At 46.1% G+C, this 22,063-nt stretch carries 18 protein-coding genes and 1 pseudogene; 12 read left to right on the top strand and 7 right to left on the bottom strand.

Annotation, left to right across the window (positions count from 1 at the left end):
* Window positions 1–7 precede the first annotated feature (7 nt).
* Window positions 8–2,245, top strand: coding sequence for a YhgE/Pip family protein (locus AB4Z45_RS17820; protein ID WP_441910573.1), 2,238 nt, complete (start codon window positions 8–10; stop codon window positions 2,243–2,245).
* Window positions 2,246–2,477: 232 nt separating this feature from the next.
* Here the strand turns inward: AB4Z45_RS17820 and AB4Z45_RS17815 are convergent, their stop codons facing one another.
* The 7 genes and pseudogenes from AB4Z45_RS17815 to AB4Z45_RS17785 form a co-directional block, all read right to left on the bottom strand.
* Complete coding sequence (locus AB4Z45_RS17815; RefSeq protein WP_339206371.1) at window positions 2,478–2,738, bottom strand: HPr family phosphocarrier protein; 261 nt, start codon at window positions 2,736–2,738, stop codon at window positions 2,478–2,480.
* Window positions 2,731–4,464, bottom strand: coding sequence for a phosphoenolpyruvate--protein phosphotransferase (ptsP, locus tag AB4Z45_RS17810; RefSeq protein ID WP_441910572.1), 1,734 nt, complete (start codon window positions 4,462–4,464; stop codon window positions 2,731–2,733). The genes AB4Z45_RS17815 and ptsP overlap by 8 nt, the downstream gene beginning before the upstream one ends.
* A gap of 5 nt (window positions 4,465–4,469) precedes the next feature.
* A complete protein-coding gene (locus AB4Z45_RS17805; RefSeq protein ID WP_441910571.1) occupies window positions 4,470–5,642 on the bottom strand; it encodes a mannitol-1-phosphate 5-dehydrogenase in 1,173 nt (390 codons plus the stop codon).
* Window positions 5,639–6,076, bottom strand: coding sequence for a PTS sugar transporter subunit IIA (locus AB4Z45_RS17800; protein WP_441910570.1), 438 nt, complete (start codon window positions 6,074–6,076; stop codon window positions 5,639–5,641). Before AB4Z45_RS17800 ends, AB4Z45_RS17805 begins: the two co-directional genes overlap by 4 nt.
* A gap of 2 nt (window positions 6,077–6,078) precedes the next feature.
* Window positions 6,079–7,779 carry a BglG family transcription antiterminator gene (locus AB4Z45_RS17795; RefSeq protein WP_441910569.1) on the bottom strand — a complete coding sequence of 567 codons (1,701 nt, stop codon included), beginning with the start codon at window positions 7,777–7,779 and terminating at the stop codon, window positions 6,079–6,081.
* A 183-nt stretch (window positions 7,780–7,962) separates the two neighbouring features.
* A pseudogene (locus AB4Z45_RS17790) lies at window positions 7,963–8,109 on the bottom strand (HTH domain-containing protein); the annotation flags it as partial.
* 94 nt (window positions 8,110–8,203) lie between these two features.
* Window positions 8,204–9,640: a PTS mannitol transporter subunit IICB gene (locus AB4Z45_RS17785; RefSeq protein ID WP_441910568.1), complete on the bottom strand. Its 1,437-nt coding sequence runs from the start codon at window positions 9,638–9,640 to the stop codon at window positions 8,204–8,206.
* 201 nt (window positions 9,641–9,841) lie between these two features.
* On the opposite strand from AB4Z45_RS17785, the gene AB4Z45_RS17780 reads away from it, so the two are divergent.
* From AB4Z45_RS17780 to AB4Z45_RS17730, 11 genes are all read left to right on the top strand, one after another.
* Window positions 9,842–10,951 (top strand): ABC transporter ATP-binding protein, encoded by a 1,110-nt coding sequence (locus AB4Z45_RS17780; protein WP_441910567.1) that lies wholly within the window; start codon window positions 9,842–9,844, stop codon window positions 10,949–10,951.
* A complete protein-coding gene (locus AB4Z45_RS17775; RefSeq protein ID WP_076268478.1) occupies window positions 10,941–11,759 on the top strand; it encodes an ABC transporter permease in 819 nt (272 codons plus the stop codon). The genes AB4Z45_RS17780 and AB4Z45_RS17775 overlap by 11 nt, the downstream gene beginning before the upstream one ends.
* Window positions 11,743–12,543, top strand: a complete 801-nt coding sequence (locus AB4Z45_RS17770) for an ABC transporter permease (protein WP_441910566.1) — start codon at window positions 11,743–11,745, stop codon at window positions 12,541–12,543. The genes AB4Z45_RS17775 and AB4Z45_RS17770 overlap by 17 nt, the downstream gene beginning before the upstream one ends.
* Window positions 12,543–13,616 carry an ABC transporter substrate-binding protein gene (locus AB4Z45_RS17765; RefSeq protein ID WP_441910565.1) on the top strand — a complete coding sequence of 358 codons (1,074 nt, stop codon included), beginning with the start codon at window positions 12,543–12,545 and terminating at the stop codon, window positions 13,614–13,616. The genes AB4Z45_RS17770 and AB4Z45_RS17765 overlap by 1 nt, the downstream gene beginning before the upstream one ends.
* Window positions 13,617–13,711: 95 nt before the next feature.
* A complete protein-coding gene (locus AB4Z45_RS17760; protein WP_441910564.1) occupies window positions 13,712–14,641 on the top strand; it encodes a DMT family transporter in 930 nt (309 codons plus the stop codon).
* A gap of 326 nt (window positions 14,642–14,967) precedes the next feature.
* Complete coding sequence (locus AB4Z45_RS17755; RefSeq protein WP_076268474.1) at window positions 14,968–16,227, top strand: Glu/Leu/Phe/Val family dehydrogenase; 1,260 nt, start codon at window positions 14,968–14,970, stop codon at window positions 16,225–16,227.
* Between the two features lie 33 nt (window positions 16,228–16,260).
* Entirely contained in the window at window positions 16,261–17,238 is a 978-nt protein-coding gene (locus AB4Z45_RS17750; protein WP_076268473.1) for a diaminopimelate dehydrogenase, read from the top strand.
* A gap of 195 nt (window positions 17,239–17,433) precedes the next feature.
* Window positions 17,434–18,219: a tyrosine-protein phosphatase gene (locus tag AB4Z45_RS17745; RefSeq protein ID WP_441910563.1), complete on the top strand. Its 786-nt coding sequence runs from the start codon at window positions 17,434–17,436 to the stop codon at window positions 18,217–18,219.
* A 120-nt stretch (window positions 18,220–18,339) separates the two neighbouring features.
* Window positions 18,340–20,448 carry an S-layer homology domain-containing protein gene (locus tag AB4Z45_RS17740; RefSeq protein WP_441910562.1) on the top strand — a complete coding sequence of 703 codons (2,109 nt, stop codon included), beginning with the start codon at window positions 18,340–18,342 and terminating at the stop codon, window positions 20,446–20,448.
* A 160-nt stretch (window positions 20,449–20,608) separates the two neighbouring features.
* A complete protein-coding gene (locus tag AB4Z45_RS17735) occupies window positions 20,609–21,376 on the top strand; it encodes a YveK family protein (protein ID WP_339206390.1) in 768 nt (255 codons plus the stop codon).
* Window positions 21,357–22,049: a CpsD/CapB family tyrosine-protein kinase gene (locus tag AB4Z45_RS17730; RefSeq protein WP_076268469.1), complete on the top strand. Its 693-nt coding sequence runs from the start codon at window positions 21,357–21,359 to the stop codon at window positions 22,047–22,049. The genes AB4Z45_RS17735 and AB4Z45_RS17730 overlap by 20 nt, the downstream gene beginning before the upstream one ends.
* Window positions 22,050–22,063: the final 14 nt, after the last annotated feature.

Genomic DNA, 22,063 nt, shown 5'->3' with positions numbered 1-22,063 from the left:
GGACGATTTGAAGTTCAAAGGTTTAAAGCAGTTTGGTAAAGAATTGTCCGGAATCGGCCGCAACAAAATGTTGTTGATATCGGTAATTGGCGTGCTGATGATTCCCGTTATGTACTCATCGATGTTTCTAGGGGCGTTTTGGGACCCGTACGGAAATTTGGATAAGATGCCGGTAGCTGTCGTTAATGCGGATAAAGGGTATGAATTTAACGGCGAGATGATGCATATTGGCGATGATTTTGAGGCAGAGCTAAAGGAAAATGAAAAATTTGAATGGCACTTCGTAAGTAAAGAGGAAGCCGAGGCGGGAATGGAAGATCATAGCTACTATTTGGCCATTGAGATTCCTTCTGACTTCTCGGAGAAAACAACCACTTTAACTTCAGATAAGCCAACGCCAGCTAAGCTAACGTATTTAGCTAATGAGAGCTATAACTTTTTAGCTTCTCAGATTGGCAGCAAAGCAGTCGACACCATGAAAATGGAGCTTAATAAAGAAGTGACGTCGGCTTATACGCGCACTGTATTTGAGCAAATGGAGGAGCTCGTGGACGGCATAAGCAAAGCGAGCGACGGTGCAGGTGAAATTGCTGATGGGACGACGAAGGCGAAGGACGGAGCCGTACTCATCGAGAAAAACTTAGCGAAGCTGGTCAGCGGATCGCTTACGCTCAAAGAGGGAGTCGCTAAGCTGAACGATGGCGGCAAGGTGCTTGGCAAAGGCAGTGCCGAGCTTAGCACGGGCACGTCTGGCTTGGCTAGCGGCTTGGAGCAGCTGCTGGCAGCGCAGAAGGAGCTTGGCGCGGGAGCAGCATCGCTCGGTGAAGGCGCGGGCTTGCTTGGAGCCGGAGCAGTGAAGCTTAGCGACGGCTTGTCGCAATTAGCCGGAGCGAGTGGACAGCTGGCGGGAGGCGCGTCGGACGCGCAGCAGGCTGCGGGGCAGCTAGCGGGCGGTCTTAAGGAATCAGCTGCGGGCGAGGAGCAGCTGAAGGCAGGAGCGTCGCAGCTGGCGAATGGGCTGGCGCAGCTGGGTCAGGCGAATCCAGAGCTGGCGGAGAGCGAAAGCTTTGCGTCTTTGCTCAAAGCGAGCCGAGAGCTTGCGGCGGGTCTGGAGAAGTCTTCAGAAGGACAGAAGCAGCTAAGAGACGGGGCGTCTAAGCTGAGCGACGGCCTAGTCAAGGTATCTGATGGACTAGGAACCTTCGATAAGAAGGTCGAGGAAGCAGCGGCCGGCGGCAAGCAGCTTGGTGCAGGCGCAGAGCAGGTAGTCGCTGGTGCGAAGAAATTTTCAACCGGCATGAATCAGTTCGGCGCGAAGCTTGCTGAAGCAAGTGCCGGCGGAACAAAGATTGCAGCAGGTGCCAAACAGCTGAACAGCGGGGCAGCAACGCTTACGTCTGGACTTTCACAGTTGTCCTCAAGCATTACGCCATTCGTTAATGGTTCGGTAGAGCTGGAGGATGGTGCGCAGCAAGTAGCTTCAGGTTTGTTGAAGCTGGAGGATGGCACGCAGGAGTTGTCTGGCAAGCTGAATGAAGCGTCGGATAAGACGTCTGATCTAAAGCTGACCGATACGATGGTGGATATGTTCTCCGATCCAGTGAAGCTTGATGTAGAGAAAGTAACGAAGGTAGATAACTACGGTACGGGTCTTGCGCCGTATTTCCTATCGCTTGGATTATATGTCGGAGCTATGCTATTAACGATTGTATATTCGGTTCGTGAGCCGGCTGTTCGTCCAGTTAACGGCTGGAGCTGGTTTTTGAGTAAAGCACTCACTTTAGCGCTAATCGGTACCATTCAGGCATTGATTGCGGATGCTGCTCTTATTTATGTGCTGAAGCTGGAAGTGCAAAGCATGGGCTTGTTCGTCATGTACTCCATACTAACCAGCATTACATTTATGATGATTATTCAATTCCTAGTTGCTTCAATGGGCAATCCGGGGCGGTTTATCGCAGTAATTTTGCTTATTTTCCAATTAACGAGCTCTGCGGGCACATTCCCTATCGAGCTTGTACCTGGATGGCTGCAAAAAGTATCGCCGTTCCTGCCAATGACTTACTCGGTCAAAGGCTTTAGAGATATTATCTCAAGCGGAGATTTCAGCTCGATGGCTGGATATGTTGCAATTATGGTGGGCATTGCTATTCTGTTCGCAGTGCTTTCTTATCTGTACTTTACTTTGTCCCATCGGAAAACGAAGGACGATCAGTTGGAACCAGCAGTTCCGGCATCTGTTTAATTTAAAAAAAGGGCTAGTCTCGGATAATCCGTGACACAGCCCAATATGCAAAGACGCTCTCAAAACCACAATGAAAAGGGGATGAGGGCGTCTTTTTTTGTATGCAAATGTAGAACAAGGAAGTGAGGTGAGCCGGACTAACTCCGCACAGTCATATACAAAAACGGCTGACCATCTTGGAAGCGATCAATTAAGATGATCTCTTCTCATTCGGCCAGCCGTTAATTATCTGCTATTCGTGAATTTCAGTGAGCAATTGACCAAGCGTCTCGAGCGCTTGCTCTTCCTGTTCGCCGTCAATTTCCAAAGTGACTTCTTCATTCATCGCAATACCAAGTGTCAGCATGCTAAGCGAGCTTTTGCCGTTTACTTTTTTGCCTTTGGCAATGACGCTGATTTTACAAGGAAAGGTGTTTGCTGTTTGGACGAAGGTTTTAGTTGGGCGTACATGAAAGCCCGTCGGATTGATGATAGTGTAAGTTTTGCTAATCATGATGAATCACTCCGTTTCTTGTGCGTTCTACGAATTGTGTAATTTCCTGAGTGCTCCGCATAGTCAGTGCTTGATTGGCATGAACCGACCATTCGGACTGGTCGAGCTGTCCGATCAGCTCTCTTGCTTGCAGAATCGAACCTGCGCTCATGCTGAATTCATGCAGGCCAAGGCCGAGAAGCAAAGGGATTGCCGTCTGATCGCCTGCCATCTCGCCGCACATGCCCACCCATTTGCCTTCCTTCTCAGCCGCTTGAATAACGAAGCTGATAAGGCGAAGCAAGGATGGATGCCATGGCTGGTAAAGGTACGATACCGTTTCGTTCATACGGTCTGCCGCCATTGTATATTGAATCAAATCATTAGTGCCGATGCTGAAGAAATCAACTTCAGGAGCGAAAAGATCAGCAGCGACTGCCGCGGCTGGAATTTCGACCATCATGCCAATTTCAATATGCTCGGCAAGCTGTACGCCTTCGGCGATGAGCTTCTGCTTTTCTTCATCAAGCAGCTTCTTTGCCTCGAGGAGCTCCTCTAATACAGCAATCATCGGGAACATGATTTTCAAATTGCCGTAGCGGCTGGCACGGAGAAGTGCCCGCAGCTGTGTACGGAACAAGTCCTGTCTATCGAGACATAGGCGCAGCGCGCGCTGTCCTAAGAATGGGTTGCTTTCCTTTGGCAGCTCCATGTAGGGGAGCTCCTTGTCTCCGCCTATATCAAGCGTCCTGATGACGACTGGCTTAGGGTTCATTTTCTCAAGTGCATATTTATAGCTGGTGAATTGCTCCTCCTCAGTTGGGAGGGAGCTGCGCCCCATATATAGAAATTCGGTACGAAAAAGTCCAATTCCTTCGGCGCCGTTGTCGATTGCCCGCTGAATATCTTCCAAGCTGCCGATGTTGGCTGCCAGCTCTACTTGCTTGCCATCCTTGGATAAAGTGAGCTTATCCTTCAGCTTGCTTAATTCCGCTCTGCGCAGATCATCCTTTTGTTTCTTTTCTAGATAGGCTGCCAGCTCTTCTTCCGTAGGCTCAATTAGGACAATGCCTTCAGCCGCATCAACGATAATAACGGCTTGTTCTTTCATATCGTGAACCGCTTGACCGATCCCTACGATTGCTGGTATTTCCAATGACCGCGCCATAATGGCAGAATGCGAGGTGCGGCTGCCTATCTCTGTGACAAAACCGCGTACGAAGTTCAAATTAAGCTGAGCGGTATCTGAAGGCGTCAGATCGCGCGCAACGATAATACACTCCTCCGACAGATTGGCTAGGTCAGTATGCGGAACGCCGCGCAAATGACTCATGATACGTCCGGATACGTCCTCAATATCAACAGCGCGCCCTCTTAGCAGTTCATCGGTCATCGATTGCAGAAGGTCGATAAAATATTTAGATATCTCATGGAGCGCAAATTGAGCATCTATGGATTCTTCGGCTATTTTTTGCTCAATCGCTTCAATGAAATCAGGATCTTCCAAAATCATCAGATGACCTTCGAATATTTCGGCCTTGTCTGCTCCGAGGCGCTCCTCTGTTTTTGCGCGAATCGCTTCAACCTCTTCACGGGTGCTTGCTACAGCACGGCGGAACGTTTCTATTTCCTGCGCACTGTCTTGCACAGATTGCTCAGTCGGTATGAAACGCTCGGATGCGAGATGGAAGACCGGGGCAATGGCGATACCCGGTGATGCTGCTATCCCTTTAAGTGTTAGTGTCATTAACTTTAGACTCCTTTCGCCGCAGATTGAAGTGATTGCTCCAGCTTGCGGTATTGCTCTGCCGCTTGTATGTGAAGCGGATGCTGCTCATCTAAACCTGTATATTTTGTTATCGTAGATTGAAGGCCTATTTCCTTAATGGAAGCTTGCAGCTCGGCAGCCTCGGGATCATCTGCAGCATTAAAATGTAAAGCCGCTGCCATGGCCGTGGTCAAATGGATGGCAGGCATGCCGTATTTATAAGCTAATGAGGCCGGTCTAACTAGACGGTCATTCGGAGAAATCTTGCGAATAGGCGAGCGGCCGATTCGAACTACCTCGTCTACCAAGTAAGGATTAACAAAGCGCTCCAAAATTTGCTCAACATAAAGCGCATGCTCTTTCTCATCGAATTGATACGTTTGGATAAGCGCAGCTCCTGATTCCTGCAATGCGCCTCGTACCTCTGCCAATATATCTTTGTTGTTCATCGCTTCTTGAATCGTCTCGCAGCCTTTAAGGAATCCGTGATACGCTGCAACGCAATGCCCTGTATTAACAGTGAACAGCTTGCGCTCGATATACGGCTCCAGTTGATCGACGTAGTGTACTCCGTCAATTTCCTTAAGTGAATTAAGCAATGGGGAACGCTCTACAGTCCACTCATAGAAAGGTTCGACCATAACTTCAAGCGGGTCTTCATTTTGCTGCAGCGGAACGATACGGTCAACGGCGGCGTCAGGGAAAACGATATGCTGATCGGCTTTCGCCTGTACATCCGCAGATAGATGGCCATATACGAATTGCTTCAAAATCGTGCTGCCGCCAAGGGCATTCTCGCACGCAATAACAGGAAGAGCGGCTTTGCTGCCCTCGATTCTAAGCTCAATTCCTTTAGCAACTGCAGCGGCAATGTGCTTCAGTACCGATACGCCAACAGCGGTTGTGACGATATCCGCTTCTGCGATAGTTTTAGCGACTAAATCTATATTTTTACCGTCAATAGCCGTTATATGGTCAACTAGATACGTGTCGCCTTGCTCGTTTGCAATCTTAACCGCATATTGCCCTTTTTCCTGCAGCTGCGAGACAAGCGTATCATTTACATCAACAAAACATACCTCGTAGCCCGCGTTATGCAGCAGCAAACCGATAAAACCTCTGCCTATGTTGCCTGCGCCGAAGTGAACGGCCTTCATGATTCCATCCCCGATTCAAAGATAGAAATCAATTCTTGCTCCGACGAAGCGTTCAAGATGCGCTGCATATCTTCTTCCTCAGACACGAGCACAGCAACATTGGTCAAAATATCAAGGTGATCGTCGCCGACAGCCGCTAGGCCGATAATTAATTGTGCAGGCTCTTCGCCGCCGAAGTCTACGCCTGCCGGTACGGTAATGATGGCCATGCCTGTGGATTTAATAAGTGCTTTCGATTCATTCGTGCCATGAGGCATGGCAAGCCCTCCGCCAATGTAGGTGGATAGAGACTCCTCGCGCTCAATCATTTTGTCGATATACGACTGCGGAGCATGCCCTGCGTCAACAAGCATTTGTCCAACCATGCGGATCGCTTCGTATTTGTCCTTAAGGCTAACGTTTAATTTTACTTTCTCTGTAGATAGAATGGTCATGATTATTCTCTCCAATCCAATTTGGTTTTTATATATTGTTCCAGCTTCTTTGAAATAAACAGCTTAATGCTTGCCGCATCATCATGCGCTAATAAAGCAAGCAGATCCGGCAGCAGCAGCATTGCGCTAATTTCACTTAGCAGCTCAAGGCTATAGGAATCAAGCTTGAGAGGGCCGAGCATCATCAACAGGTGCTTGGCCTGCGCATCTTCATCCTCGCCTAGCTGCAAAGTTCGATCATATCGATATAAAGCAAGCAGAGGCTCTTTAATCCATTCGCTGCGTGTATGAAGCAGAGCAAGCTCGGTATCTGGTATGACTAGACTTCCTTGCAGTTCTCTTGCGAGTAGCTGATCGGCTATTTTTTCGCGATTTGCATCGATATATGGCTTTCCGATTAAGGAAAGCATGCTCGGCAGCTGGTGATCCAATCGATCTTGATCTGGCAACAGCGTTAAATCATGCACATGGAAGCCGTCAAGCAGCTGAAGAACGATGCCGGAATACAGCTGAAGCTGAAGCAAACGATCCAGAGGTGACTGGCCTGCCGTATCTTCGTTTGCTGATAGGGAGGGAGCGGCCTTCTTCAAGGTTGTGCCCTCTATATAGCTGCGAAGCTTATTGGTTTCTTCCGGCGTGAGCAGAGGACTCAGCTTAATATAGCGATCCGGCTCTAGCGGCAAATCAACAGTTGAAATGATCAAATCATAGCGGCTCGGCGGAAGCCTTGTCGCTTCATACCATGAATAATGACCGATCAGGTCGATTTGCGGCAGTACGTTAGCAATTTTGACAGCTAAAAGCTTGGATGAACCGATGCCGCTCGTGCAAACGAGGACAGCTCTTATTTTTCTTGGAAAAGGCTTTAACCGCTCAAGGGAAGCTCCGAAATGCATAACGATATAACCGATCTCCTCATCTGGCACTTGTAGAAGCGGATAAACCTGTTGTACAGCGCTTTGAACAATGGAAAACAATATAGCGTAATCTTTTTTGATCGGCACTAACATCGGATTGCGGATGGCGAAGCCGTCCTTAATGCGCTGAAAGGCTGGTTTTATATGCTGAATGAGTCCTTCCTCTAGCGATCGATCCTCCATGAGCGACATGTTAAGCTGATCCTCGACATAACGGATGAGCAGCCTGACACCTTCAATGGCCTTCATATCTTCATGATGAATCAACAGACCGTTATCTAGAAAAGCTTCGCTATTCAGCAGTTGTGAAAGATACGTTTTTTCTTCTATTGGGAGCTGTAGATTGAGTGCAACCAGCAGGCTTCGCAGCAATGGAATGATTTCATCAGAATGACGATATTCGCTTGCTGAGACAAAGCAATTGTTCTCTATTCGGGTTAACGCAACCGACAGCTTAATAAGCAATCTTGTATAGTTAGATTCGGACAATGTGTGCGGCCATTCGTCGTTTAGTTCCCATAACGCATGCTCGAGCCGTTTAAAGTTTTCTTTGCCGATCATGTCGAGCAGCTGTGCTGTGATCGGGTTTGAGACTGTAAGGTTCTTGAATTGACCGAATAAATCGGAATCGTCGAGATGATTTATGGCAAGCAAGCTAATCGAATGACGCTTATCTTCTTCAGATCCAATAATTTCAACGCCATACCCTCTTCTGCGAACAAGGGTCATCCCATGTTTATTGATCAGTTCCTCCAGCTCATCGAGATCATGGCTGATGGTCGGCATCGTTACGCGCAGCTCATGGGCGAGTGCAAACAGCTTTATCGGCTCGTCATGCTCAAGCAGCCTGCAGAGAATAACGATTTTTCGTTCTTCAGCCGAATATTCAAAGTAATCAGACGGCTCAAACGATTGTTTGAATCGTTCAAGAGTATCCGAGTCTGCTTCTACTTGAATACCAAGCCCTGCTATTTTGTGAAGTGCAATGCCGTTTGCGGCAAGTAACGATTCGATATCGACAAGCTCGCGATGGATCGTCCTTGTGCTCGTACCGACAATGGACGCGATATCGGCTGCGGTAATTTCTTGCTTTTGACTCAGCAGCAGTTCGATAATTCGACGTTGCCTAGTTGAGGCTTTGATAGGCTATCCTCCTTAGCAGAAGAATGGACTTAACGCCGACAGTAAACTGTCAGCGTTAAGTATGAATTCATGAACTTAGTCTTTGTACGAGCAAGTCATACTCTGGACTTTTAAGGAAATTATCAATGGAAATATGCTCTGCGTTTGGCGCCTTTAGGCGTGCGCGGTCAGTCAATGTTTTATGGGTGATCACGATGTCGGCATCGCCTGGAATATCGTTGATCGCCGTGTTGATAACGGTAATCGGCAGCTCAGCTGCATTTATTTTTTTGCGCAATATGGAAGCGCCCATCGCGCTTGAGCCCATACCTGCATCGCAGGAAAATACAATTTTGTTCACTTGCTCTTTCGTTAGTTGTACTTGTTCTACGGAAGGTGAAGCAGCATTGCCTTTGGACTCAGCTTTCATTTGCTGAACTTTTTGTGCAGCGAGCTCAAGCTCGTTGTCGTTATCTCCTGCCTGCTTGCTTGTTTTCAGAAGTACGGCAGAGACAAGGAATGAAACGATTGTTGCGACGACTACGCCGCTTAGCATTGCTAGTAGTCCGCCTTTTGGCGTCATGGTGATATAGGCGATAATGCTGCCCGGTGATGGCGCGGCGACAAGACCAGCTCCGAAGATGGAGAAGGTGAATGTACCAGCAACACCCCCAGCGATAGCTGCGATAATCAAACGCGGATTCATTAGAATATACGGGAAGTAAATCTCGTGTATACCGCCGAAGAAATGAATGACAACAGCGCCTGGCGCCGATTGCTTAACCATTCCTTTTCCGAATACCCAATAAGCAAGCAGAATGCCAAGACCAGGTCCTGGGTTGGATTCCAGCATGTAAATGATGGATTTGCCGGCTTGTGATGCTTGATCCAGCGCGAGCGGACCTAGTATGCCGTGGTTAATCGCGTTGTTGAGAAACAGTACTTTAGCTGGCTCGATCAAAATGTTCGCAAGCGGCAGGAAACCTGTGTTGATCAGCCACTCTACACCTGAAGCAAGTACTTTGCTTAATGCGGCTACGACAGGCCCGATTCCTTTGAAGGCAATCAGTGCAAGACCGCCGCCAATAATGCCGGACGAGAAATTGTTGATGAGCATTTCAAAGCCCGAAGGAATCTTTCCTTCAATAGATTGATCGAATTTCTTCAGCACCCATGCGGCTAGCGGTCCAACGATCATGGCTCCGAGGAACATTGGAATGTCCGCCCCTGCAATAACGCCGAGTGTGACGATTGCGCCAACTACGCCTCCGCGTACGCCGTGAATCATTTGACCACCGGTATAGCCGATGAGTATAGGGAGCAAGTAGGTAATCATCGGTCCAACAAGTGTTGCTAGGCTTTCGTTCGGAAACCAGCCTGTTGGAATAAATAGTGCCGTAATGAGTCCCCATGCAATAAAAGCGCCAATATTCGGCATGACCATGCCGCTTAGAAAACGACCAAATCGTTGTACGGAAACTTTAACTCCGCCGGATACCGGTTGTTCGGATGTCAGTTTACTCATGCTTAAACCTCCAATTTATAATAATGTTCACTAAATGAACCTGAATTAATCGTAATGTATAGCGCTTTCATATTCAATGAATTGAAAAACAGGTTGCGTCATGAGCATTGTTGACATCATTTTTCCTTTTAGTATTGCTGATTTTCGGGGATGCTGTATAATCACTATTGTTTCTTCTAAAACTGCAAAGGGGAATGCGATATGCAAGACCAAACGATTATTCGTTTTGAACATGTGACAAAACAATATGCTCATAATGCTGCTGCTGTCCTCAAAGACGTCAGCTTTACAATAGAGCGAGGCAAATTTTATACGCTGCTTGGTCCGTCCGGCTGCGGCAAGACGACGGTGCTCCGGCTAATAGCTGGCTTTACCGAACCCTCAGAGGGTCAAATCTATTTCCATAATAAAGTGATAAACCGGGTTCCAGCGAATGAACGCCAAGTGAATACGGTTTTCCAGGATTACGCTCTCTTTCCTCATCTTAATGTGTTCGAGAATGTTGCCTTTGGCCTGCGAATCAAGAAGATGAAAAACGCGGATGTGACGAATAAAGTGAAGGATGCGCTTCGTTTCGTCAACTTGGACGGTTACGAATCACGGGAGATTTCGGAGATGTCCGGCGGTCAGCGGCAGCGTGTTGCCATCGCGCGGGCGATCGTGAACGAGCCGGAAATTATTTTGCTGGACGAGCCGTTATCAGCGCTTGACCTTAAGCTTCGCACGGAAATGCAGTACGAGCTGCGCGAGCTGCAGCGCCGACTTGGCATCACATTTATATTTGTAACGCATGACCAAGAGGAAGCGCTGGCGATGTCTGACGAAATTTTTGTTATTAATGAAGGAAAAATTCAACAAAGCGGGACGCCAACAGATATTTACGATGAGCCGATCAATCGCTTTGTTGCGGATTTTATTGGTGAATCCAATATTGTACCAGGCCGAATGGCACGCAACTTCGAGGTGGAGTTCGCTGGTCGTTCATTTGAATGCGTCGATCAAGGGCTCACGCCAAATGAGGCTGTTGATATTGTAATCAGGCCAGAGGATTTGGAAATAACTTCTTCAGAGAACGGTAAGCTGCAAGTGCGTGTAGATTCACAATTGTTCCGCGGCGTACATTACGAGATTTGTTGTTACGATGAATCAGGAAATGAGTGGCTTGTCCATTCCACTCGCAAAGCTACAGTAGGGGAGCAGATCGGATTAACCTTTGACCCAGAAGCCATCCATGTTATGAGACTAGGTGAAACGGAAGAAGAATTCGATAAGCGTCTTGAAGCATACAGCGAGGCCGCAGATGTCGAATAAATCACGCAGTTTTTATCTCATACCGTATATGGCTTGGATCGTGTTATTTGTTATAGCGCCGATCGTGTTAATTGCCTATTACTCCTTCTTTGATGTAGAGGGCAACTTCACGCTGGACAATTATGTGAAGTTCTTTACGCCGGTTTATATGAAAATGACGCTTAGCTCCTTCTGGTACGCGTTTCTGATTACCGCAATATCATTGCTTGTCGCGTATCCGGCTGCTTATTTATTGACAAAAACGAAGCATAAACAGCTCTGGCTGCTGCTTATTATACTGCCCAGCTGGATCAATTTGCTGTTAAAGGCTTATGCGTTTATTGGCTTGTTCGGTACATACGGCTTTGCAAACTCCGTACTGGAAGCGATCGGCATTCCGAAACAGCAAATTTTGTTTACGGACTTTAGCTTTATTTTCGTATCTGTTTATATTTTTATTCCTTTTATGATTTTGCCGATCTTCAATGCATTGGAGGAAATGAATCCGACGCTTGTGTATGCGGCGCGTGATCTGGGCGCATCCGCGTGGACGACGTTTCGGCGTGTTATATTTCCACTAACGATCAGTGGTGTGAAGTCCGGCTGTATGGCTGTATTTATACCTGCATTATCTCTGTTCATGATTACGAGGCTTATTGCCGGCAATCGGGTTATTACGCTAGGTACGGCAATTGAGCAGCATTTTCTCGTGACGCAGGACTGGGGTATGGGTTCGACGATTGCTGTGTTCTTGATTCTAGCAATGGCGGCGATGATGCTGTTGACCGGCAACCGAAAGCGAGGTGCGGCAGATGCGCGTAAAAAATAAATGGTCGAACATCTATCTCGTACTCGTGTTCGCAGTACTCTATGCGCCTATTTTCTATTTAATGTTTTATTCGTTCAATAGCGGCGGCTCGATGCGTAATTTCGAAAGCTTCACGCTTGACTATTACAAAGAGGTTTTCGCGGATACTCGTTTGCTCATCATTGTCCTGAACACGTTCGTTATTGCGCTGCTGTCCGCTGCAATTTCGACGATTCTTGGTGTTATTGGTGCGATAGCTATTCATCACATTCGCAGCAATCGACCGAAACAATCGCTTTTGACGCTCAATAATGTATTGATCGTAAGTCCCGATGTTATTATCGGTGCGTCCTTTCTTATCCTATTTACGATGATTGGCATCAAGCTGGGCTTTGTGTCCGTCTTGCTGTCGCATATTGCGTTCAGTGTTCCGATTGTCGTTATTATGGTGCTGCCGAAGCTGCAGGAAATGAGCTCAACGTTGATTGATGCGGCGCATGATCTTGGTGCCAGCTCGTGGCAGGTGCTGACGCGCGTTGTGCTTCCATTCATCAGACCGGGCATATTCGCAGGGTTCTTCATGGCGCTGACGTATTCGCTAGATGACTTTGCGGTAACGTTCTTTGTAACCGGCAATGGCTTCTCGACGCTCTCTGTTGAGATTTACTCACGAGCGCGCCAAGGCGTGTCGTTATCGATCAATGCGTTGTCGACACTTATTTTCTTATTTACGATCATTCTTGTCGTTGGTTATTACTTCATTAATCAACGAAACATGAAGCCGTCAAGCAAGGAGGGGCACTAATGACACAGCTTGTGCGTATGTTCGTAATCGTGTTTGTTGTTTCATTTGGCCTCATCTACCTGACTTCGTATTTGAATGATAGTGAAGGCTACAGCGGAAGCAATACACTGACGATTTACAATTGGGGCGATTATGTTGATCCCGAGCTGCTTGACCGCTTTGAAGAGGAGACAGGCATAAAGGTCATTTACCAAACCTTCGATTCGAATGAAGCGATGATGACCAAGATTGGACAAGGCGGTACGACGTTTGATGTGAGCATTCCCTCTGAATATGCGATTAGCAAGATGAAAGAGGATGGTTTGCTCTTAAAGCTCGATCATTCGAAGCTTCCAAATTTAAAATATATCGATCCGCGGTTCATGAATTTATCATTTGATCCGGATAACGCTTACTCCATTCCTTATTTTTGGGGGACTGTCGGAATTGTGTTCAATCCAGAGCTAGTCGGGGACCTGACTTTCTCCAGTTGGAATGATCTATGGGATAAAAGCCTGCGCAACCAGATCCTGCTGCTGGACGGCGCGCGCGAGGTTATGGGCATGGGGCTTAACTCTTTAGGTTATTCGCTGAATGATACGGAAGAGGCTCATTTGCAGGAGGCGAAAGCGAAGCTGCTCCAGATGACGCCTAACGTGAAGGCGATTGTCGGAGACGAAATCAAGATGCTGCTTGCAAACGAAGAAGCTGCGGTCGGTCTTGTTTGGTCGGGTGATGCATCGGAAATTATGGATGAGAACGATAAGCTTGATTATATCGTGCCAGAGGAAGGCTCAAATCTTTGGTTTGATAATATGGTTATTCCGAAGACGGCCAAAAATATCGAAGGCGCGCATCAATTTATCAACTTCATGCTCGACCCTGAAGTGGCTGCTCAGAACGCGGAATATGTTGGTTACTCGACTCCGAATGAAGCGGCGCTGGCGCTGCTGCCTGAGGAGATTGCGACCGATGAGCGTTTTTACCCAGATGAAGAGCTGACTGAAAGGCTTGAGGTTTACGACAACCTCGGCAAAAGAATGCTGGCCCACTATAACGAGTTGTTCCTTGAGTTTAAAATGCATAAGAAATAAACAAAAGAGATAGCATTTTTCTAATGATTCCCATGCTATGCTGGATGAGAGATTTCCAGATGAGGCGGCAAATGTGAATAGATGGGGCGGAGAGCATGAATAGCAGATGGATGAATTACGGCGGTCTTATACTAATCGCTGTTGTGTGGGGAGCGAACTTCGGCATATCGCGGTTAGCTATGGAGTCGTTTAATCCCATCGTTTTCTCGTTTTTGAGATTTGGATTGGCTATTCCGTTTTTCTTTCTCATTCTTAAGCTAAGAGAGGGCAGTGTGGGCATTCCATGGCGAATCGTGCCGAAGCTTGCTCTCATTGGGCTGGTTGGCATTACACTGCTCGAAATTACGGTGATGTACTCGATTAAATATACGACCTTAGCCAATGCGTCGCTGCTGAACGTAGCGCCGTGGCCGATCTTCGCTGCATTGTTTGCTCCTTTATTCATGCGCGAAGCTATCACGAAAAGGCTCATTATTGGCGGAGCGATATCCATTGTTGGAGTATGCTTTGTCATACTGGGCGGCGGTGAAAGCTTCAGTCTCTCATCTGACAATATGATCGGCAACTTGATGGCGCTTGGAGTCAGCATTGTCGGTCCGTTATTTAATCTGAGCTCCATGTCGCTTATGAAGCATTACTCTGCTCTGCGTGTAAGCACGTGGACGATAGCTTTTGGGTCGTTGTTTATGCTGCCGCTCACCTTTGGGGCTTGGGGGCAAACCGATTGGTCAGCTCTTCAGGCGGGGCATTATTTATCCATTGGCTATAATGTATTGATTTGCACCGTTGTCGCTTTTGTCGTTTGGAATGCATGTATGTTCAAGGTTGGCGCAACGCGCTCTAACTTTTTCCGTTATGCAGTTCCGGCGGCGGCTGTTGTAGCTGGGTATGCGATGTTCGATGAGAAGATCGCGCTGCTGCAAATGTGCGGCGCATGCTGTATGGCCGCAGGACTGATATGGATCAGCATCGAGAGCAAACCACGAAGCAAATCGTCAGTGAAGACGGTAGAGACGAATGGTTAATTCTTGTGATTCATAATTGTGGTTGATAGTTTATGAGATTGAATTCTAATTGTATAAAAATGTATCATGTGAGGGTTTCGTACTAAGTTAGACTAACTTAGTGCGAAACCCTTTTATTTTTTACATAAAAAGGATTATTAAAGAACAGTGTGTGTTATGGTAACTCCCACCACATGAAACCTAACATGACAATGGATAAAAATGTAGAATTTTTGCACTAAATAACGAAATTTTTCTTTTAAAATAGTGATGAAAAAGGTAAAATCAAAAAAGCGGCTAATCCATGGAATGGGAGTCGGACTCTACGAAGAAGGACTGAACTTAAAATGACAGTGAGTATAGTAGAAGAAACGTTAAATCCGTACCAAATCGCACAACAGCAAATCGATACTGCAGCGGCCCATCTACAATTGCCTAAGCATGTTACAGACATCTTGAAGCAGCCGAAGCGCGTGCTGTCGGTTAACTTCCCAGTTCGTATGGATGATGGCTCAATTCGAGTGTTCGAAGGTTACCGTTCCCAACATAATGACGCGATTGGACCGACTAAGGGCGGCATTCGCTTTCACCCTGATGTAACGCTTGATGAAGTAAAAGCACTTTCCATGTGGATGAGCTTTAAATGCGGCGTTGTTGGCCTTCCATACGGCGGCGGCAAGGGCGGAGTTATTTGTGATCCACATCTTCTTAGCAAAGGCGAGCTAGAGCGTGTTAGCCGTGCTTTCATGGAAGCTATCGCTGATTTTGTAGGTCCTGACAAAGATATTCCTGCACCGGACGTATACACGACTCCGCAGATCATGGGTTGGATGATGGATACGTACAGCAGACTAAAAGGCGTTAACTCACCTGGCGTTATTACAGGTAAACCGCTTATTCTTGGCGGATCCCAAGGTCGTAATGAAGCAACAGCACAAGGCTGTGTGTACACGATCCTGGCAGCACTTCAAGATAAGAATATTCCTATTGAAACGGCTACTGCAGCGATTCAAGGTTACGGCAACGCTGGTCGCATTGCTGCTCGTTTGCTTAGCGAAGCAGGCATTAAAGTTGTAGCAGTCAGCGACTCTAGAGGCGGAATTTACGATCCGAATGGATTGGATATCGAACAGATCTCCATACTAAAGGATACGACTTCCATCCGTGAGTATGGCGAGAAGTACTATATTTCTAATGAAGATTTGCTTGAGCTTGATGTTGATGTTTTGGTGCCAGCTGCTCTAGAAAACGTAATTACTGCTAAAAATGCAGATCGCATTAAAGCAAAAATCGTTGCTGAAGCTGCGAACGGACCAACAACACCAGAAGCGGATCGCGTACTTTGGAGCCACGGCATCACAGTTATTCCAGACGTACTTGCAAATGCAGGCGGCGTTACGGTTTCGTACTTCGAGTGGGTACAAAACTTGGCTAACTACTACTGGAGCGAAGCAGAGGTTCTTGAGAAGCTTGAGACGAATATGATTCTTTCTTACGTAGCTGTTCGTGATCTTGCTAAGGAACATGACACTGACCTTCGTACAGCTGCTTATATGATTTCGATCAAACGGATCGCAGCAGCAATGGAAGCTAGAGGCTGGATCTAATATATTTATAAAACAAGAAGAGGTGGCGGCGTCATGACAGAACAGATTCGCATCGGTATTGTTGGTTACGGCAATCTTGGACGCGGCGTAGAGCTTGCAATTAGACAAAGTGCGGATATGAGACTGGATGCGATCTTTACTCGCAGAGACCCAGCATCTATTCCGTCTGAAACAAAAGCATATAAAATTGAAGACGCTGAGCGCTTTGTCGATGATATCGACGTTATGATTCTTTGCGGCGGCTCAGCAACGGATTTGCCAGAGCAGGTTCCAGCTTTTGCCCGCTTGTTCCATACGGTTGACAGCTTCGATACGCATGCGCGTATTCCTGAATTTTTTGATCAGGTAGATGCAGTTGCCAAAACGAGCAATAAAGTAAGCGTAATATCCACAGGCTGGGACCCAGGCTTGTTCTCATTGAATCGTTTGCTTGCTGAGGCAATATTGCCAGAAGGCAAGGAATATACATTCTGGGGCAAAGGTGTAAGCCAAGGCCATTCAGATGCGATTCGCCGCGTGAAAGGTGTAAAGAACGGCGTTCAGTACACTATTCCTAGTGAAGAGGCAGTAGCGCGAGTTCGTAACGGTGAAAATCCAGAGCTTACAACGCGTGAGAAGCACGTCCGTGATTGCTACATCGTAGCAGAAGAGGGCGCTGATCAAGACGCGATTGCTGAGGAAATCCGTACGATGCCGAACTATTTCTCCGATTATAATACGACTGTTCATTTCATTGATGAAGCGACATTGAAAGCCGAGCATTCCACAATGCCTCATGGTGGTATGGTGCTTCGCAGTGGCAAAACAGGCGAGAACAGCACTCAAATTATCGAGTTCGGTTTGAAGCTTGACAGCAACCCTGAATTCACGGCTAGCGTGCTCGTTGCTTATGCTAGAGCAGCTTATAAATTTGCTCGTGAAGGACAGTCTGGAGCCAAAACCGTATTCGACATTCCATACGGCTACCTTTCACCAAAATCCGCAGCAGAACTGCGTAAAGAGCTTCTATAGTTCTGAAACTTTTCTGAACATTCCCCTCCATTTTACAATTTTTTACTTACACTTTTGGAAATAGTAGGATATAATGAAAAAGTGAGAGTAATTACTGTCGAATTATAGGGAGAAGTGCTGAAAGATCCATTTTCCTATGGTAGAATAGGTTCAAACCTACCTAACAGGTAAATTCTACTAGGAAGTGAACTCAGCATGATAGACATCCATACGCATATTTTACCTGGATTGGATGATGGTGCGGCAAGTTTCGATGATACTCTGAATATGGCCCGGGCAGCTGTATCAGAGGGAATTACAACGATCATCGCCACTCCGCACCATGCCAATGGAACCTATACCAATACAGCAATCGACGTAGCTAAGCACACTCACACTATTAACGAAAGGTTAATAGCTGCGGGTGTGCCTATTGCTATACATACAGGTCAAGAAATTCGCGTTCATGATGATCTGCTCGATGCTTGGTATAGAAAAGAATTGCTTCCCTTAGCCGGCTCTAGATATGTATTGATTGAGATGCCGTCCTCCCGTATTCCGAAGGCGATGATTGAGCTCGTGCATGAGCTTAATGTATTGAAGTTGAAACCGATTATCGCTCACCCAGAAAGAAATGCAGAAGTTGTGAAGCACCCAGATCGATTAGCTGAGCTTATTGAAGCAGGCGCATTCGCACAGGTTACGACCCACTCACTGCTTGGGGGATTTGGTAAGCGCATTGAACAGTCCGCATGGTCATTATTGAAGGCGGGCCATATTCATTTTGTATCTTCCGATGCTCATCATATTGAGCGCCGCGGTTTTCGTCTGGGCGAAGCCTATGCGTCCATTGAGAGGCGGATGGGAGAACAGTGGGTTACCTATTTGCAATCCAACGCTCAGTCTGTGCTAGACGACAAACCTATACATAACCAGCCTATTACTATAGTTTCTTCAGACGGGGTTTTGCGTCGTTTTATTTCCTATTTCTACAAAAAATAGTGCGCGCTAGAATGATTGGAAGTTGAAGAAAGCGCATACTAAAAATGATTTTATTGGCGTTATTAGTCATTCATCTATTAGATGAGTGCAACTATTATCATATAATTAGGAGTGAAGAAAGTGACATTAAGAAAAAAATTAGCAGTTTCTACAATTGCGGCAAGCGTAGCCCTTACGGCTTTCGCTGGAATTCCGCTAAGTAGCAAAGGTTTGGCAGAGAAGCTTGGAGTAAATGGGGTTGTTTATGCATCTTCTTCATTGGCGGATTCCGCTCTTGTGATTGAAGCGAAGAAACTAGATGACGCACTCAAAGCGACAAATGGTTGGGCTAATGTAAGAGCGCTGCAAGATGCACTTAACGGCTTAGAGATCCATCAAAAAGGCGATATCGTAAATCCGATTGTAAATAAAATTATTGTATCGGATGAAGAAGAAACAGAATTGGAAGGCCTTTTCTTGGATGCTGTAGAGTGGTCTTACGGCCCAACGGTAAAAGGACTTGAAGAATTGCATGCAAAGTATGGTACGCTGCTCCAAACCTTTGCTGATCGTGGAAAGGTGTCTGATCTTTCAATCGATGATATTGCACTGTATTTCTTCGATGTTCAGAAAGAATTAGTTAAGCAAGTAGGCGCCAAGGATTTTGATGGTTTGCTCGCTCTTTTGACTGATAAAGACAGTGTTAAGCAATTAATGCAAAGCGTACTGAACGAATTGTCGACTAAACAATATAAAGCGCAAATATTGCTTACAAATTTCGGTATTACTAAAGATGATGTCATTGGCGTGTTGTCACGTGCAAGAGAAGCTGTAGGCAAAGATGCTACATTCGTTGCTGCGGCAGGATCTTTGTTCAAAGCTTATCAATATTTGAACCCGACTACACCTCCAATCACTCCGGGTGGTCCAGGTGGCACAGTAACACCAGCTACACCGCTTCCTGAATCAACTGACAAATTGCTAAACGATTTGAAAGCAGCGCTAGATAAAGCGACTGAAGCTGAAAAAGCTGCTATTGTGACTAAATTTGTTGCTGATGCAAAAGCAGAAATTGCTAAGCTTGCAGCAATCAGCGCAGCTTCAAGTGTTACTACAGTAAATGGACAAGCTGTTCTTCAATTGGATGAGAAAAGTGTATTGTCAGCAATTGCCGGCATTAACACTGTTGCTTCTAAGGTTAAAGAACTAGCACCAGCTTCTGCACTTGCCAAGACTGCTTTGAAAATCGATCTTGGTACAGTATCGCAAAAGGATGTTGTTTTGAACCTTTCCGATGCAGTGGTTAAAGCTGCAGCAGCTGGAAACGTATCCGGCGCAACATTTACGATTGGCAAATTTGAAGTGACTGTTCCTGTAGGCGGTTCATTCTCTTCTGCAATTGGTCTTACTATTAAGAAAAGCGATGTATCAGCTGACGTTGTAGGCACGCTGAAATCAGTGTCTGAAGTTTATGACTTCAATCTAACGGTTGGCGGTACTGCAAAAACTTCATTCGATCAACCGATCGTAATCAGCATTCCGCTGGGCGATACAACTGGTCTAGATAAAGAGCTTCTTTCCGTAGCGAAAATCGTTGATGGCAAGCTAGTATTCCACGGTGGACGTGTATCTGGCAACTCTATTATCGAATCACGTGATTCGTTCTCCTCTTATGTTGTTGTAGAAAACAAAGTTTCGTTCAAAGACATTGCTTCTGTAGAAGCATGGGCTGGCCGCGAAATTAGCGTTGTAGCAGCAAAAGGCGCAATCGAAGGAAAATCAGAAGGTCAATTTGCACCGAAAGATAAAGTAACTCGCGCTGAATTCGCGAAAATGCTTATCCGTGCTCTTGATCTTGAGAATGGCTCAGCTACAGAAGGTTTTGCTGATGTCGATTCAGCTGCTTGGTATGCACCATACGTAGCTGCTGCGGCACAACTCAAAATCATTAACGGCCGTTCAGATACTAAATTTGATCCAAATGCAACGATTACTCGTGCTGAGATGGCAACGATGATCGCTCGCGCATTGAAAGTATCGCAAGGCGCTTCTAACGTAGCTGATGTAAATGCTGCACTAAAAGACTTTGCGGACGCTGGAAAAATTAATGCGTCATTAAAAGATGGCGTTGCATTTGCGGCAACTCACAAAATCGTAGTTGGAAATGCAGGCAAGTTCTTGCCAAATAACAATGCGACTCGTGCAGAGGCAGCAGTAATTATTTACCGTGCACTAAACTTCGACAATTAAGTAAAAATATATACAAAATCTTCCTCTCATGTGGATGAGAGGAAGATTTTTTTCGGGAATATATAGGATATTGTAAGATTATAGATTATTATGTAGTAAGGTATAGTTCTTGAGGATTATATTCTCATTCTAAATAACTATATCCCATGGAGGAATATGCATGTCTAACGAACTAGACTTACGACAGTATATGGCAATCATAAAGAAGAGATTGGCGCTAATATTAGTATTTGTTTTCCTCTGTACAGCAGCTGCGGCCGTTATTAGTATGTTTTTTAAAGACCCGGTCTATGAGGCATCTACTAAAATAATCGTAAATCAAACGACGACACAAATGGCAACCGGCCAGCTTGATCTTAATCAAATCAACTCCAATATCAAAATGATTGATACGTACAAAGAGATTATTAAAACACCGGCTATATTGGATAAAGTGGCTGAGCAATATCCACAGCTTGGGTTAACTGCGACTGAGCTATCACGTAAAATCCAGGTTAGCTCTGTAAATAATACACAGGTCATGACATTAGTCGTGCAAGATGTGGATTATAAGCAAGCAGCACAAGTTGTCAATGCGGTGTCAAATGTTTTCCGCGAAGAAATCCAGCATATTTTTAAAGTGGAGAATGTATCGATTCTGAATGAAGCTGTGGTCGATGCGCAGCCAAGTCCGGTTTCACCGAACGTTCCTCTTAATGTCGCGATCGCGTTTATCGTATCTTTAATGATTGCTGTAGGTATTACATTCTTACTTGAGTATATGGATGACACGATTAAAACCGAAGCAGATGTGCTGCAGTTTTTGGGTCAGCCCACGCTTGCTATGATCTCAAGAATGAATACGGAGGATGCTAATTCTAGCCAAACCAGCAAAACAACTCAAACTTACAAGGCAGGTGAATTAGAGGGTGTCTCGATTGAAAAATAAGCGTCAGATCATTACGCTAACGAATCCCCGTTCTCCCATATCAGAATCCTATCGCGCTCTGAGGACGAACATAGAGTTCTCATCAATAGATGAGAAATTGCAGGTGTTAATGGTCTCTTCAGCAGGCCCTGGTGAGGGGAAGTCGACAACGATAACGAATCTGGCGGTCACTTTCGCGCAATCAGAGAAGAAAGTTGTTCTTATTGATGCCGATCTTCGTAAGCCTACTGCCCATCATACATTTTCTATCTCTAATCGTTATGGGTTGTCGTCCATTATTTCACAGCAGTGCTCGCTCGAGGAAGGAATACAAGTTACAGACATTCCTAATCTAGATGTGATTACATCAGGCGCCATACCGCCAAACCCGGCAGAGATGATGGGTTCAAAGCGGATGACGGCAACAATTGAGCAGCTTAGACAAATGTATGACATTGTGCTCATTGATACGCCGCCGCTGCTTGCAGTAACGGATGCACAAATTGTAGCTACGAAAAGTGATGGCGTAATTCTTGTTGTTGATCAAGGGAAAGTAAAGCGGGATATTGCCAGCAAAGCTGTAAAAAACCTTGAGAGTGTAAATGCGCGAATTTTGGGAGTAGTGCTGAATAATGTGAAACGTAAGGCAAATGAAGAGGCTTACTACTATTATTATGGTGTTCAAGAAAAATGAAAAAATACAAGTAG

The sequence above is a fragment of the Paenibacillus sp. MCAF9 genome, from assembly GCF_052114265.1.
Classification (GTDB): Bacteria; Bacillota; Bacilli; order Paenibacillales; family Paenibacillaceae; genus Pristimantibacillus.
Note: the sequence above shows the minus strand (reverse complement) of the source record. Positions and strands in the feature narration are given on the sequence as shown.